General features: G+C 60.0%; 13 protein-coding genes. 9 read left to right on the forward strand and 4 right to left on the reverse strand.

Annotation, left to right across the window (positions count from 1 at the left end; translation table 11 throughout):
• Nucleotides 1-3 precede the first annotated feature (3 nt).
• The 6 genes from ACMGG5_RS14140 to cobT are packed head-to-tail and all read left to right on the forward strand — an operon-like array spanning nt 4 to nt 5,318.
• Nucleotides 4-822: an energy-coupling factor ABC transporter ATP-binding protein gene (locus tag ACMGG5_RS14140; RefSeq protein ID WP_032649044.1), complete on the forward strand. Its 819-nt coding sequence runs from the start codon at nt 4-6 to the stop codon at nt 820-822.
• Complete coding sequence (locus ACMGG5_RS14145) at nt 819-2,342, forward strand: cobyric acid synthase (protein ID WP_407859700.1); 1,524 nt, start codon at nt 819-821, stop codon at nt 2,340-2,342. The genes ACMGG5_RS14140 and ACMGG5_RS14145 overlap by 4 nt, the downstream gene beginning before the upstream one ends.
• On the forward strand, nt 2,339-2,890 hold the full coding sequence (gene cobU / locus ACMGG5_RS14150) for a bifunctional adenosylcobinamide kinase/adenosylcobinamide-phosphate guanylyltransferase (protein WP_420278023.1): 552 nt from the start codon (nt 2,339-2,341) through the stop codon (nt 2,888-2,890). The genes ACMGG5_RS14145 and cobU overlap by 4 nt, the downstream gene beginning before the upstream one ends.
• Complete coding sequence (gene cobS, locus ACMGG5_RS14155) at nt 2,881-3,639, forward strand: adenosylcobinamide-GDP ribazoletransferase (RefSeq protein ID WP_032649040.1); 759 nt, start codon at nt 2,881-2,883, stop codon at nt 3,637-3,639. The genes cobU and cobS overlap by 10 nt, the downstream gene beginning before the upstream one ends.
• A gap of 3 nt (nt 3,640-3,642) precedes the next feature.
• A complete protein-coding gene (cobC, locus tag ACMGG5_RS14160; RefSeq protein WP_290094712.1) occupies nt 3,643-4,251 on the forward strand; it encodes an alpha-ribazole phosphatase in 609 nt (202 codons plus the stop codon).
• An 11-nt stretch (nt 4,252-4,262) separates the two neighbouring features.
• Complete coding sequence (gene cobT, locus ACMGG5_RS14165) at nt 4,263-5,318, forward strand: nicotinate-nucleotide--dimethylbenzimidazole phosphoribosyltransferase (RefSeq protein WP_048989896.1); 1,056 nt, start codon at nt 4,263-4,265, stop codon at nt 5,316-5,318.
• 72 nt (nt 5,319-5,390) lie between these two features.
• Here cobT and ACMGG5_RS14170 read toward each other — a convergent pair whose 3' ends face one another.
• Entirely contained in the window at nt 5,391-6,248 is an 858-nt protein-coding gene (locus ACMGG5_RS14170; RefSeq protein ID WP_420278024.1) for a helix-turn-helix domain-containing protein, read from the reverse strand.
• Nucleotides 6,249-6,476: 228 nt separating this feature from the next.
• On the opposite strand from ACMGG5_RS14170, the gene ACMGG5_RS14175 reads away from it, so the two are divergent.
• From ACMGG5_RS14175 to ACMGG5_RS14185, 3 genes are read left to right on the forward strand one after another with little or no spacing between them, the layout of a single operon-like run.
• Nucleotides 6,477-8,315 (forward strand): DUF2264 domain-containing protein, encoded by a 1,839-nt coding sequence (locus ACMGG5_RS14175; RefSeq protein WP_420278025.1) that lies wholly within the window; start codon nt 6,477-6,479, stop codon nt 8,313-8,315.
• On the forward strand, nt 8,312-9,592 hold the full coding sequence (locus tag ACMGG5_RS14180; RefSeq protein WP_420278026.1) for an oligosaccharide MFS transporter: 1,281 nt from the start codon (nt 8,312-8,314) through the stop codon (nt 9,590-9,592). The genes ACMGG5_RS14175 and ACMGG5_RS14180 overlap by 4 nt, the downstream gene beginning before the upstream one ends.
• 13 nt (nt 9,593-9,605) lie before the next feature.
• Nucleotides 9,606-10,796, forward strand: a complete 1,191-nt coding sequence (locus ACMGG5_RS14185; protein WP_420278027.1) for a glycoside hydrolase family 88 protein — start codon at nt 9,606-9,608, stop codon at nt 10,794-10,796.
• 125 nt (nt 10,797-10,921) lie between these two features.
• Here ACMGG5_RS14185 and ACMGG5_RS14190 read toward each other — a convergent pair whose 3' ends face one another.
• From ACMGG5_RS14190 to hpxO, 3 genes are read right to left on the reverse strand one after another with little or no spacing between them, the layout of a single operon-like run.
• A complete protein-coding gene (locus tag ACMGG5_RS14190) occupies nt 10,922-11,857 on the reverse strand; it encodes a PDR/VanB family oxidoreductase (protein ID WP_420278028.1) in 936 nt (311 codons plus the stop codon).
• Between the two features lie 11 nt (nt 11,858-11,868).
• The gene (hpxD, locus tag ACMGG5_RS14195; protein WP_420278029.1) at nt 11,869-12,903 is read right to left on the reverse strand and encodes a molybdenum cofactor-independent xanthine hydroxylase subunit HpxD; all 1,035 of its coding nucleotides are present in this window, start codon (nt 12,901-12,903) and stop codon (nt 11,869-11,871) included.
• Between the two features lie 17 nt (nt 12,904-12,920).
• The gene (hpxO, locus tag ACMGG5_RS14200; protein WP_420278030.1) at nt 12,921-14,075 is read right to left on the reverse strand and encodes an FAD-dependent urate hydroxylase HpxO; all 1,155 of its coding nucleotides are present in this window, start codon (nt 14,073-14,075) and stop codon (nt 12,921-12,923) included.
• Nucleotides 14,076-14,156: the final 81 nt, after the last annotated feature.

Raw genomic sequence — 14,156 nt, forward strand, 5'->3', positions numbered from 1 at the left:
ACCATGCTTACCACCGCCGATCTCTGGTTTCGCTATCAGGAGGCGCAGGTGCTCAAAGGGCTGACGCTGGATTTTTCGACCCATCCCGTCACCGGGCTGGTCGGAGCTAACGGCTGCGGAAAGTCGACGTTATTTATGAATCTGAGCGGCCTGCTGAAGCCGCAGCAGGGTGCGGTGCTGTGGCAGGGGAAGCCGCTGGACTACAGCAAGCGCGGCCTGCTGGCGCTCCGTCAGCAGGTGGCAACGGTGTTTCAGGATCCCGATCAGCAGATCTTTTATACCGATATTGATAGCGACATCGCCTTCAGCCTGCGCAATCTGGGCGTGGCGGAACCGGAGATTGCACGGCGCGTCGACGATGCGCTGACGCTGGTTGACGCGCAGCGTTTTCGCCAGCAGCCGATCCAGTGCCTGAGCCACGGGCAAAAGAAGCGCGTCGCCATTGCCGGGGCGCTGGTGCTGGGCGCCCGCTATCTTCTGCTGGACGAGCCCACGGCCGGGCTTGATCCTTCAGGACGCACGCAGATGATCGAGATCATCAGGCGCATCGTGGCGCAGGGGAACCATGTGGTGATCTCCAGTCATGATATTGACCTGATTTACGAAGTGAGCGATGCCGTTTACGTGCTGCGTCAGGGAGAAGTGCTGGCGCACGGCGCGCCGGGTGAGGTCTTTGCCCGCGGCGAACTGATTGAACGGGCCGGATTAACGCAGCCCTGGCTCGTCAAGCTGCACGCGCAGCTTGGCCTGCCGTTATGTAAAACCGAAGATGAATTTTTCAGCCGTATGCGACAAAAAAACGTAATGAAGGAGGCCTCATGACGCAGGCAATTATGTTGCAGGGCACCGCTTCTGACGTGGGTAAAAGCGTCCTGGTGGCGGGGCTGTGCCGGATTTTTTATCAGGATGGCCTGCGTACCGCACCGTTTAAGTCGCAGAATATGGCGCTCAACTCCGGTATTACGCCGGAGGGTAAAGAGATGGGCCGCGCGCAGATATTTCAGGCTCAGGCGGCGGGGATAACGCCGGACGTACGGATGAATCCGGTGCTGTTAAAACCGACCAGCGATCGTAAAGCGCAGGTGGTGCTGATGGGGCAGGTGGCGACCGATATGGACGCGGTCAGCTACCACGAGTACAAACCGCGCCTGCGGGAGCAGATCCGCGACGTCTATAACAGCCTGGCCGGAGAGTATGACGTGGTGGTGCTGGAAGGCGCGGGCAGCCCGGCGGAGATTAACCTGCGCGATCGCGATATCGTCAACATGGGGATGGCCGAAATGGCGCAGTGCCCGGTGATCCTCGTGGCGGACATTGACAGAGGCGGCGTGTTTGCCGCCATCTACGGCACGCTGGCGCTTTTGCACGACCACGAGCGGGCGCGGGTGAAAGGGGTCATCATCAATAAATTTCGTGGCGATGTTGCGCTGCTTTACTCGGGTATTGAGCAGATAGAAAACCTGACCGGCGTGCCGGTGCTGGGCGTGATGCCATGGCTGGATGTGGATCTGGAAGATGAAGACGGCGTGGCGCTGCAAAAGGGAAAATACCTGCGAACGGCCCAGCGCGATATCGACATTGCCGTGGTGCAGGTACCGCATATCTCCAACTTCACCGATTTTAACGCCCTGGCGGCGCAGCCCGATGTTCGCGTGCGCTATGTCCGTTATCCCCAGGAGCTGGCGGGGGCCGATCTCGTGATTCTCCCCGGCAGTAAAAATACGCTGGGCGATCTGGCCTGGCTGCGGGAAAGCGGCATGGCGCACGCGGTGCTCCAGTCCCACCAGCAGAACGTGCCCGTCATGGGCATTTGCGGCGGCTACCAGATGCTTGGCGACACCATCATTGATGAGGTGGAGTCGGGGCTGGGAACCCAGCCGGGGCTGGGTCTGCTCCATACCGTGACCCGCTTCGCGCAGCGAAAAACCACGACGCAGGTCTCGGCGCAGATGGCGTCGGCGCTCCCGGCGTGGCTTAAGTCGGCAGCGGGCATTAAGGTGCAGGGCTACGAGATCCATATGGGAGAGACCCAACTGACATCCGACGGTAGCCCGGCGCTGTTTCTGGAAAAAGAGGGCGAGCGCATCGCGGACGGTGCCATCAGCGCTGACGGGCAGGTGATAGGGACCTATCTCCACGGGTTATTCGATAACGATGCCTTCACGCGCGCGATGGTGGACGGCTTGCGCCAGCGCAAAGGACTGGCGCCCTTAGACGTTGCGGTAGATTACGCCGCCTGGAAAGCGCAACAGTTTGATATCCTGGCGAGCGCGATGAGAGAACATATTGATATTAAAAAGATCTATCAAATAATGCGGGAGCATCAGGAGGAAGGCGCATGATTTTGGTCACCGGAGGCGCGCGCAGCGGGAAAAGTGCGCACGTCGAACAGCTGGCGGCGCAGCAGTGCGAGCGCGTGCTGTATATCGCGACGTCGGTGATTACCGATGAAGAGATGGCGCTGCGCGTTGACAAGCACCGCGCCCAGCGTCCTGCGCACTGGCGAACCTGGGAAGGGTATCGCGATCTGGGCGACGTGATTCGCCACCAGGTGCAGCCGGGCGAAGGCGTGGTTCTGGAATGCGTCACCACCCTGCTGTCGAACCTGCTCTATGACGCCAGCGGCGGCGCGTCGCCGGAGACCCTCGATTTTTCCGCGCTTGAGGCGGTGCTGCAACAGCAGATGGACGACCTGATTGCGGCCTGCCAGCAGTCGGCGGCGCCGGTTTATATTGTGACTAATGAGCTGGGCATGGGCATCACGCCAGAGAATCGGCTGGCGCGTCATTTTGTCGATATTGCCGGGCGCGCGAACCAAAGGCTGGCGCAGGCGGCGCAGGAAGTGTGGCTGGTTGTCTCGGGAATTGGAGTAAAGATTAAATGCCGTTAAAAATGTTGTGGGCGACGCTGGGATTCATTACCCGCATTCCGGTGCCGCAAAAGTGGAGCGACGGCGTTGAATTTTCGCAGTATGGCCGTGGCGTCCCCTGGTTCCCGGTAGTGGGTCTGATCGTTGGCGTGCTGGCTGCCCTGGGCTATCTGGCGGTGAGCCAGACCGGCGGGGGGATCTATATCGGCGCGGTCGCCTGGGTTCTGGCGCTGGTGCTGCTGACCGGCGGGTTTCATCTGGACGGTCTGGCGGACACCTGCGATGGCGTCTTTTCTGCCCGCACCCGCGAACGGATGCTGGAGATTATGCGCGACAGCCGGTTGGGGACCTACGGCGGTCTGGCCATCGTATTCTGCATCCTTATCAAAGTCGCTGCGGTAATTTCCCTGGCCCACCTTCCAGTTAATACCCTGTTTGCGCTGCTGGTCTGCGCGCCGATCGTCGGGCGAACGGCAATGGTGTTGGCCATGTACCGGCAGCGCTATGCGCGCGAAGGGGCTGGAATGGCAAACGCCTATCTCGGCCATATCAGCGGCAAAGAGACGGTCATCACCCTCTGCATCGGCGTGGCGCTCGTGGGGCTATTGGCCGGGGCGCACGGGCTTATCGCCAGCATCATCACCTGGATGGTCGTCAACGCGGTAAAGACCTTTTTAAGCCGCCGACTGAACGGGCTGACGGGGGATACCCTGGGCGCGATGGAGGAGATCGGTGAAATGGTCTTCCTGCTGTCGCTACTGTGGGTCTGATGTATGCGTCTTTTTCTGGTTCGTCACGGTCAAACAGCCGCTAACATCAGCGGCGTATTTTACGGGAGTACCGATCTGGCGCTCTCGCCGCAGGGCATTGCCCAAAGCCAGCGTGTTGCCGGGTACCTGTCCGGGGTCGCGTTCGGGCACGCGCGCGTCAGCGCGCTGCAGCGTTCGCAGCAAACGGCGCGGCTTATCGTGCCGACAGCCCATGATGTCCACGTCGATGCGCGGCTTAACGAGCTGGATTTTGGCGAATGGGAAATGCGTCACTTCAGCGACATCGAAAAAGAAAGTCCCGCGTCGTGGCAGCACTGGATGGATGACTGGCAAAACGCAACGCCAGACGGCGGCGAAGCCTTCCCGCATTTCGCCGCGCGCGTTAGGGCGGCGGCGGATGAGATGAGTCAGCTGCAGCAGCGCGAAGACATGCTCATTGTGGCGCATCAGGGCGTGTTGAGCCTGCTGCTGGCAACCTGGTTAGGGATGCCCGTGGCGGCGATGTGGCATTTCCCGTTCAGTCATGATGCCTACACGGTCGTTGAAAATCGGGGAGGGCATTGGGTGTTACGGGTATTTAATGGCAGAAGCGTTTGGCAAACAGAAGAGTGAGGGTGATGAGGATGGGGACAGTGAAGGCGCTGGCGGCGGCCATCAGACCGCTTGATAAACAGAAGATTCAGGCGGCCTCAAGGCATGTTGATGGCTTAATAAAGCCGACAAACAGCCTGGGTCGGCTGGAAAGTCTGGCAATACAGCTTTCGGGAATGTGGGGCATCGACAGGCTCGATAATCTGCAAAAAGAGATTATCGTCATGTGCGCCGACCATGGCGTGTTTGATGAAGGCGTGGCCGTGACGCCGAAAGTGGTGACCTGGCTTCAGGCCGTCAATATGCAAAAGGGGTTGACCGGAGTGTGCGTGCTGGCCCGCAATAGCCAGACGTCGGTACTGCCCGTTGACATCGGTATTGACGGCGAGCCTATCGACAATATGCTCAGCCTTAAACTCTCGCGCGGCTGCGGGAATATCGCTCAGGGACCGGCGATGAGCCGTCAGGATGCCGAGCACCTGCTGCTGGCGAGTGCCAGCCTCGTTAAAAAACGCGCGCAGGAGGGGATCTCCGTCTTTGGCGTAGGCGAGCTGGGTATTGCCAATACGACGCCGGCCTCGGCAATCATCAGCGTGCTGACCGACAGCGATCCGCATGATGTGGTGGGGATTGGGGCCAATTTGCCGCAGGACCGGGTGCAGCATAAGGAAACCATAGTCCGGCAGGCGATACGCATAAACCAGCCGGATGCGCGCGATGCGGTTGATGTGCTGGCCAAAGTCGGCGGCTATGACCTGGTGGGCATGACCGGGGTGATATTGGGCGCTGGCGCATGCGGACTGCCCGTGGTGTTAGACGGTTTTCTCTCGTATGCCGCCGCCATAGCCGCCTGTCAGATTGCGCCAGAAGTGAAGAACTACTGTATTCCCTCTCATTTTTCCGCCGAAAAGGGGGCCAGGCGCGCGCTGGAGCACCTTGGGCTGGCGCCGTTTATCCATCTTGACATGCGTCTTGGCGAAGGGAGCGGTGCCGCGCTGGCAATGTCTATCGTCAGCGCGGCCTGCGCAATGTACTGCGAGATGGGGCAACTGGCGCAAAGCGGCATTGAGTTGCCCGTTCCGGCATGACGGAAAGGCAAAAACCCCAGCCAGGCTGGACGCCGGAAAGCGTCCAGCTTTGGGCCAGCGGTCAACACCCCCTTAACAGGGCATTCTGGTGCAGCGGATACGACGTCGATACTGCAGCGGCGTCTGACGCATCATCTTTTTAAAGCAGGTAATGAAATAGGTCACCTCGCTAAACCCGACTGCCAGCGCAATAGCGTCAATTGGCTCATCGCTGTACCGCAACAGCTCGCAGCTGCTTTTTATCCGCCGGGTCAGCAAATATTCGTGGATGCTACCGCCTGTCTGCTGGCGGAAAATGCGTGAGGTATAGCTGCGTGAAAGCCTGAGGTCGTGGGCTAGCTGGTCGAGCGAAAACTTGCTGGCATAGTGGGCTTCGACCCAGCTCATAATCCGCGAGGCGACGGTCTGCTGGCGCGGCGGGTAGGGTTGCGGCTGCTCGGGCAGAAACGTCATGAGCTGCATCATCAGAAAGGCCACCTCGCAGGCCTCGGTCTGCTCGTTGCCCTCCAGGCGCTGAAACTGTTCAAGGATCCTTTCGATAAACGCTGCGTGCTCGCTGAGATCGTAGATTTGCGCCGGAAGATTGCTGGCGGCCAGCGCGGCGAACCGGGCCTGATGGCGCGGGAAGGTGCCGAGCGCACTTTCGACCACCGATTGCTCAATGTGCATGGTGGTGCGGTGATAGGGATTCTTATCGCTATGATCGACATGCACTTTGTGCAAACGGAAGGGCGGGAAGATAAATAATCGCCCCGGACGGGCGGTGTAGTGCTGATTATCCACCACCACGATGCCGTAGCCGCTGGATATATAGAGCAATTCAACGCATTGATGCCAGTGGTAGTAAATCGCGCTGGTGGTGGACATGCGGTTAAAAGAAATGGCCTGCCGATCGAGCGTAATTCGTTCCAGCAGCTGCGTTTCACCCATATTACCTCCAGGACAACAGATTTAAATTTTTAGGCCATCATTTGTAATTTATCCCCCTCGCGTTCGACAAAATCCAGCAAAAATGAAATGGCGGTTTAATTTTGTGAGTCTGCTCACTCAGCGCCGGGAATAAAAGCAGTTACTCTTCATTCAGACGTCGCACTCGTGGCTTTAAAAAGCCTAATAACAATAACTTATCTCTACCCTCGTGTAATGCGGGAGGACCCTGTGCAACCTGAAAATATTCATCTGGATAATCCACTGACAAGCCGGGAAGAGGTGCTACGGCTGGTTAACGACATGCTGAACGCGGTGTCGCCCTGGTTTAAAAAAGACGCCAGCCGCATTGATTTAGCGAACTTTACCGCTCACTACGGCCAGCAGGTGGCGTGCATGGAAACGTTTTCCCGCCTGCTGTGGGGCGTGACGCCGCTGTTAGCTGGCGGCAGCGAGCCGCAGCACTTCTCATTCTATTTACAGGCGATAAAAAACGGCACCGATCCGCAGCATGCGGATTACTGGGGCGACGTCGGGCCTTACGATCAGCGAATCGTCGAGATGGCGGCTTACGGGCTGCTGCTGGCGCTGGCGGGTGAAACCGTACTGGCACACTTCACTGAGACAGAGAAAGAGAATTTATGGCGCTGGCTAAAGCAGTGCGAGACCCAGGAAATCCCCGATAACAACTGGCACTTCTTCCCGATTCTGGTGCAGGTCGGCTTCCATTATTGCGGCATGCCGACCAACCCGCAGGCGCTGGAAGATCATTTTGCTGCCATGGAGCACTACTACCTCGGCGATGGCTGGTACGCTGATGGTCCGGGACGGCCGCGCGACTATTACATCTCGATGGGCTTCCATTTCTATGGCCTGATTTACGCGAAGCTCATGGCCGGGGTCGATCCACAGCGTTGCGCTACGCTGCGTCAGCGGGCCGCACGTTTCTCCTCTGACTTCATCCATTTCTTTGCCGAAGACGGCGCGGCGATCCCGTTTGGCCGTAGCCTGACCTACCGCTTTGCCGAGGCGGCGTTCTGGAGTGCGGCGGCCTTCGCCGGGCTGGAGGTCTTTTCGCCCGGCGTGATGAAGGGCATCGTTCTGCGTCATCTGCGCTGGTGGCTCAAGCAGCCGATATTTGACCGCGACGGCGTACTCAGCGTCGGTTACAGCTACCCGAATCTGGCGATGGCGGAAGACTACAACGCGCCGGGGTCGCCGTACTGGGGCCTGAAGACCCTGCTGGTGCTGGCATTAGATGAGGGCGATGCTTTCTGGCAGGCGGCCGAGCTGCCGCTGCCGCCGTTGCCCGCCCGGCACACGATAGCCCACGCGAATCAGGTGGTGGTGCATCAGGCCGATCACCTGTGGATGCTGACGTCCGGCCAGCTGGAGCTGAACAACTTCGTGAATACCGAAGCGAAATACTGCAAATTTGCCTATTCCACCCGCTTTGGCTTCACCATCGAACGCGGGCGCTACGGCCTGAACCATGCCTCGCCCGATTCGATGCTGCTGCTGGCCGAAAAGGATAACTACTGGCGTGGCCGCCGCGAATGCCAGCACGTGGTTACCGCTGACGGCACCATTTACAGCCGCTGGCTGCCGTGGCGCGACGTGGAGATTGAGAGCTGGCTGCTGGCGCTGGGCGACTGGCAGCTACGCGTCCATCGCATCAATACCCGGCGCGCGCTGGACTGCGCGGAGGGTGGCTTTAGCCTGGCGAACCGCCCGCAGCCGCGGGTACACGAGAGTGACGGTGCCTGCTGGTTACGCAGTGCCCGGGATGTCTCCTCCATTTTCTGTCTACACCCGCACGCCCGCCGCGGCGAGACGGTGGTGACGCCGCCGAACAGTAATCTGCTGTTCGCCGAGCGCGCGGCGGTGCCGGTGCTGCGCGGCGAGCTCGACCCCGGTAAGCATGTGTTAATCAGCGCGGTGTGGGCGGGAAATGCCGCTGACTTCGATCCGCAACGCTGCCCGCAGGCCTTCATTAGCGATCACGCGGTACGCTTCGTGACGGCACGACAAGAAACGACGCTCGTTCTGGCTCCGGAGGCATCGCTATGAGCACATCATCGTCCGTACGCGCCGCGCAGTACAAAATGAGTACCTTTATTTTCCTTTACTTCTTCACGTGGTCATCCAGCTTTGGCCTGTACGCCCTGTGGCTGAGCCAGAAAGTGGGCCTCGATAGCGTCACCATCGGCAGCGTGTTCGCCATCAACGGCGTCTTCGCGGTGGTTCTGAAGCCGGTGTACGGCTACATCATGGACAAAATCGGCATGAGCAAGTGGCTGCTCTATTTTGTCTGCGCCATTTCCGCGCTGATGGCGCCGTTCTTCGCGCTGGTGTACCAGCCGCTGCTGCAAAGCCATGCGATGGCGGGGATTATCATCGGCGCGCTGTATCTGAGCCTGGGCTGGTACGCCGGCGTGGCGGCGTCTGAATCTTACGCCGACCGCTTTAGCCGCCTGCACGGGCTGGAGTTTGGCCGCATCAGAATGTGGGGTTCGCTGGGCTGGGCGATGGCGGCGTCGGTCTCCGGGCTGTTGTTTAACGTCACCCCGCTGGCCAATTTTCTGCTTAGCAGCGGGACCTCGGTACTGATGCTGCTGGTGCTGATTAGCCTCAAAATCGGCGACGAGCAGCTGCGCAATAACAGCGTCATTTCCGCTAATAAGATTGTCTTCGCCGATGTGCTGATGCTCCTGAAAAACCGCAAATTCTGGATGTTCAGCCTCTATGTCGCCGGAGTGGCGTGGATGATGTTTATCGCAGAACAGCAGTTCCCGCGCTACTTCGTGTCGTTCTTCGCCACCAAAGAGCAGGGTAATGCCTGGTACGGCTACCTGAGTACCGTCCAGTCGGGGATGGAGTTCGTGATGATGATGTTTATCCCGTGGCTGGTGAACCGCTACGGTGCCAAGCGCGGCCTGCTGTTCTGCGGCTGCGTGGTAGGGGCACGGCTGATCGCCTCCGGGCTGACCAGCGACCCGATTGTTATCTCCATCATCAAACCGTTTTATGGCGTCGAGATCGCGCTGCTGCTCATCTCGGTCTTCAAATACATCGCCGAACATTTCCATCGTCGGGTTAATGCCACGATGTACCTGCTGGGCTACCAGGCGATGATTTACGTGGGTTCGATTGTGGTCGCCCCACCTGCCGGCTATCTGTACGACAGGATTGGCTTTGAGCATACCTATCTGCTGATGGGCTGCTGCGCCCTGGTATTTACGCTGATTTCCGCCTTTACGCTGTCGCGCTGCCAGTCGACGCGCGATGACTCACGATCCTTTGCTCCGGCTTTAGATACCGCCCCGGCTGAACTGGCCAAACATTAATTCAGGAGTTGTTATGACCAAATCTGTTATCACCGAAGCGCTGCGGCCAATCGAACTGCATCAGGTCGATCGCCTGGCACTGAGCCAGAAGCTGGAGGCGGCGTTAACCCGCGTCACGCGCAAGCTCGACAACAATATTGTCGCCTTCGGCGATAAGTTCCCCGGAGAGGCCTGTGAGAAGGGGGTCTGGCCGCGCACCGATAACGTGGAGTGGACCACCAGCTTCTGGCCTGGCCAGCTGTGGCTGGCGTGGGAGATGACTGGTAAAGCGCATTATCGCGAAGCTGCCGAGCGCTATTTACCGTCGTTCGCCCGGCGTATTGAGCAGCGCATCGACACCGCCACGCACGATCTCGGGTTCCTCTATTCGCTCTCCTGCATCAGCGCCTGGCGCCTCACCGGCAACGAAGCCGCTCGCCAGTCGGCGCTGCTGGCTGCCGATCGCCTGATGGAGCGCTTTAACCCGACGGCCAACATTATTCAGGCGTGGGGTGATTTAAACGACCCGGAGCAGCAGGGGAGAATGATCATCGACTGCAATATGAACCTGCCGCTGCTGTACTGGGCCAGCGAACAGACCGGGGATCCGCGCTATGCGCAGGCGGCGACGGCTCATGCCGCACAGGCCGCGGCCTATATCGTGCGTGAAGATGCCTCGACGTATCACACCTACTATATGGATATGCAGACGGGTGAGCCGCGCTTTGGCAACACCCATCAGGGCTACAGCGATACCTCGTGCTGGTCGCGCGGCCAGGCATGGGGCATTTACGGTTTTCTGCTCAGCTATCAGCACACCGGCGATAAGCAGATGGTTGAGCTGTCGCGCAGCCTGGCGCATTACTTCCTCAACCGTCTGCCGGAAGATGATGTTTGCCACTGGGATCTGGCGCTTCTCGGTACCGACGCCGTGCGCGACAGTTCAGCGGCGGCAATTGCCGCCTGTGGCCTGCTGGAGCTGGTTAAGGCGCTGCCGACGCTCGACGCAAACCGTGCATATTATGAAGAGATGGCGCTGCGTATCGCGCTGTCGCTGACCGATAACTACCTTGCTCATGATGACGATCCGACCGAAGGGCTGCTGCAGCACTCGGTTTATCATATGGGCAGCGGTAAGGGGGTCGATCAGTGCTGTAGCTGGGGGGACTATTTCTATCTTGAGCTGCTGGCGCGGCTGCGACAGATTTGGCATCCGTACTGGTAATCCTTAAGCTCTTGTGCGCTACGCTTGCACGGGCCTACAATAAAGCGTGCAACTAATTGATATGTATGCACAATGTAGGCCGGGTAAGCGCAGCGCCACCCGGCAAGAAAGACTGTGCAGGTGGTTTACAGCCCGATCACCAGCTCTCCGGAATGGCTCCGCGAACAGCACAGCGCCACCTGCTGGTCCGTTGCGCTTTTTTCCGCCTCCGACTGCACGCTATCCCGGTGATCCACCACGCCGTCAATTACCGGCGTCAGGCAGGCGCCGCAGATCCCCATCTCACAGGACAGCGGAACGTCCACGCCGTTTGCCTGCAGCACCTGGGCGATGGTTTTGTCCGCAGGCACCGGCCAGCGCTCCCCGGTGGAGGCCAGCTTGACCGTAAAGATCTCACCCGCGATACCGCTTGTGTCAGGGGCGGCGGGCTGAAACGCCTCGCTGTGAAGATGGGTGTCATCCCATCCCTTCGCCGTGGCGACCTCACGCACTTTTTCCATAAACCCCGCAGGTCCGCAGACCCAGGCTCGCAAACCCGCTTCAGGCATGGGGAGATGCTCTGTCAGCGCTGTGCGCGGGCTGATGGTATGAATGATGCACTCACCGCACTGCGAAAGTTCGCGCGCAAACGCCGCGCTTTCGCGCTTCCTGACGTAATAGTGCAGCGAAAACGACGTGCCGGCGGCCTTCAGCTGCAGGGCCATCGCATACAGCGGCGTAATGCCAATCCCCGCCGCCAGCAATAAAACCCGTTCTGCCTGAACCAGCGGAAACAGATTGCGTGGGGCTGAAATTAGCAGCTTCTGCCCCGGACGCAGCGTCTCGTGAACGTAGCGCGATCCGCCGCGCGAGGCGGTTTCCCGCCCCACGCAGATCAGATAGCCCTCTTCCTCACAGGCCCCGGTCAGGGAATACTGGCGCACCACGCCGCAGGGCAGGTGGACATCAATGTGCGCGCCGGGCTGCCACGGCGGCAGCGCTTCGCCGTCTTCAGCCACCAGCCTGACGGCGAGGCTTTTGTCGCCCTCGCGCCACAGCCCGTCAACAATTACGGTCAGCATATCGGCCTCCGTCATACCAGGAAAAATTCGCCAAAGCCCATCTTCTTCAGTCCCCGACGGTAGGCAATTGAGCTTTTATCGGCGGGAATATGGGCTTCCAGGGTGAGGTCCAGCGGCAGGCTTTCCGGGCGCTGGGTTTCCACCATCAGACGGTCCTCTTCAAAAATGCGCAGATTGAAGGCGTGCACGTCCTCCACCGGTATATGCAGGTCAAAATTGCGGGCGATAGGGGCGAACATGCGGGTGACGCGCGATGACACCGGTGAGGCGGCGTTCATGATCACCAGTCTCGACTCTCCCGGAAAATGAATGGTCAGGGTGGCGGTAAACGGCAGATGCATTTCAAAATGTCGAAGCCACTGGAAGCCTTCTGGCGCCTGCTCGGGGGAACTGGCGGGATAGTTGCTCACGGAGCTCCAGTAATCCGCCACGAAGCCGAACGGCGTCTCCTGCGGCTGATAGGCGGGCACAAGCTGATTATTGGGATCGGCAAAGGTATCGGTGTGGATCCACGCAAAGTGCGCCACGTCCAGAAACCCCTCCACCTGTCGCCCGGCGAAGCCATTCACCTCAAACGCCGGGCAGTTGATCTGCTGAAATCCGTCGTCATCCCAGTGCGGCATGGTGGGCAGCGGCACGGGGTTATCCGGATCAAAGGCCAGGCAGGTCCAGATGAGCCCGAACCGCTCCTCCACGGCGTAGTTAATCAGGTTCAGCTTTGCCGGAACGGGCTGGTCGGGGCTGGAGGGAATACGGTTGCAGCGCCCGTCCTCCCCAAAGCGTAAGCCATGGTAGGGGCAGACGATCCCGTGCTCGTCGTGAAAGCCGAGCGTCAGCGGCACGCCGCGGTGCGGGCAAACGTCACGGGCGACCACGACCTGGTCGTTTATGCGGTAAATCACCAGCTGTTCATCCAGTAGCGTCGCCTTGAACAGCGCCGGGCCGACGTCGCAGGCGCGCGCGACCGGATGCCAGCATTTCGCCAGGCGCAGCCAGTCCTCGGGCTCAAACGTGCAGTGGGCGGGTGGAGTCGGTTCTCTTTTCATCGTTGTCCCTCTTACGTTCAGCCTAATGGGCCGCCCTGAATGGTCTCGCACAGACCGTTGATGATGCGCTCTCCGGTCTCCTCTCGAAGCTCCTGATACCAGGCCTGCGTCAACGCCATGTCTTTGCCGTGGGTGACGTCGCAGCGCTTACGCGCCTTCAGCACCAGGTCGCGCACCCGGTCGCAGCGCAGCGCCTCGTACTGCCGCAGCGCCAGCGTGATGCTGTGGTTTTCACGCAGGCATTCCCCTAGCACCACGGCGTCTTCCATCGCTGCGCAGCCGCCCTGGCCGATATCCGGCGTGGTGCTGTGAGCGGCATCGCCGAGCAGCGCGACGTTGCCGCGCACCAGGCTGTCGAACGGCTCGATGTCGTGGATCTCAATGCGATTGGTGGTGTCAGGATCCAGCGCGGCGATAAGCCTCTGCACCGGCGGCGCCCAGCCGCGGAAGTAGCCCGTGAGGTCTGCGCGCAGGGTGGTGCGATCCTCCGCCAGGCCCGCAGGGAGCGGCACGTCAAAAAAGAAGTAGAAGCGCCCGCCGGAGACGGGCATCAGCGACACGCGTTTGCCTTCGCCAACGAAGGTGGTCCACTGGTGCGCCGGGGCGATCTCTTCGTCAATCTTCACCAGCCCGTTCCAGTTCACGTAGCCCGCGTAGCGGCGCTCGGGGGTATACCCCAGCACGTACGGGCGAACCGCCGAGTGGCTGCCGTCGGCGGCAATCAGGAAATCGCCGGATGCCGTGGTGCCGTCGGTGAAGGTCACACTCACGCCCGAGTCGTCTTCATGGACGCGTTCGACGCGCTTGCCGAACTGCACTTTGTCGCGCCCCCAGAAGTCCAGCATTTCGCGCTGAAGCTCAGCGCGCGAGACGGGGCAGGGACGCCCGCCGGTACGCTCAACCAGCGGAGCAAGGCTAAAGCGGGTCAGGGTATCGCCGCGCCGGTAATCCTTATAGGCCATAAAACGCATCGGTCCGCCGTAGGTCTCGATGATGTCGCCCATGCCGAGGTGCTGCATGCATTTCACGCCGTTAGGCCAGATGGAGATGGCCGCCCCGACGGGCCTGATCTCCTTTACGGCTTCAAATACGGTACAGTCGATGCCCGCTTTTTTCAGCGCGACGGCGGCGCTCAGGCCGCCAATACCCGCGCCAATAACGATTGCTCTCATGCTTCTCTCCTTTTGCAGGGTGTAAAGACGTTCAGCAATTTGCGTACCAGGCTGCAGAGTGGCGAAAACGGCGTTGTGAGT

The sequence above is a fragment of the Enterobacter sp. BNK-34 genome (genome assembly GCF_048684445.1).
In the GTDB taxonomy this organism is placed as follows: Bacteria; Pseudomonadota; Gammaproteobacteria; order Enterobacterales; family Enterobacteriaceae; genus Enterobacter; species Enterobacter pseudoroggenkampii.

Coding starts and splice junctions, on each gene's coding strand:
- ACMGG5_RS14140 (WP_032649044.1), top strand. CDS start 4: ATGCTTACCACCGCCGATCTCTGGTTTCGCTATCAGGAGGCGCAGGTG.
- ACMGG5_RS14145 (WP_407859700.1), top strand. CDS start 819: ATGACGCAGGCAATTATGTTGCAGGGCACCGCTTCTGACGTGGGTAAA.
- cobU (WP_420278023.1), top strand. CDS start 2,339: ATGATTTTGGTCACCGGAGGCGCGCGCAGCGGGAAAAGTGCGCACGTC.
- cobS (WP_032649040.1), top strand. CDS start 2,881: ATGCCGTTAAAAATGTTGTGGGCGACGCTGGGATTCATTACCCGCATT.
- cobC (WP_290094712.1), top strand. CDS start 3,643: ATGCGTCTTTTTCTGGTTCGTCACGGTCAAACAGCCGCTAACATCAGC.
- cobT (WP_048989896.1), top strand. CDS start 4,263: ATGGGGACAGTGAAGGCGCTGGCGGCGGCCATCAGACCGCTTGATAAA.
- ACMGG5_RS14170 (WP_420278024.1), bottom strand. CDS start 6,248: ATGGGTGAAACGCAGCTGCTGGAACGAATTACGCTCGATCGGCAGGCC.
- ACMGG5_RS14180 (WP_420278026.1), top strand. CDS start 8,312: ATGAGCACATCATCGTCCGTACGCGCCGCGCAGTACAAAATGAGTACC.
- ACMGG5_RS14185 (WP_420278027.1), top strand. CDS start 9,606: ATGACCAAATCTGTTATCACCGAAGCGCTGCGGCCAATCGAACTGCAT.
- ACMGG5_RS14190 (WP_420278028.1), bottom strand. CDS start 11,857: ATGCTGACCGTAATTGTTGACGGGCTGTGGCGCGAGGGCGACAAAAGC.
- hpxD (WP_420278029.1), bottom strand. CDS start 12,903: ATGAAAAGAGAACCGACTCCACCCGCCCACTGCACGTTTGAGCCCGAG.
- hpxO (WP_420278030.1), bottom strand. CDS start 14,075: ATGAGAGCAATCGTTATTGGCGCGGGTATTGGCGGCCTGAGCGCCGCC.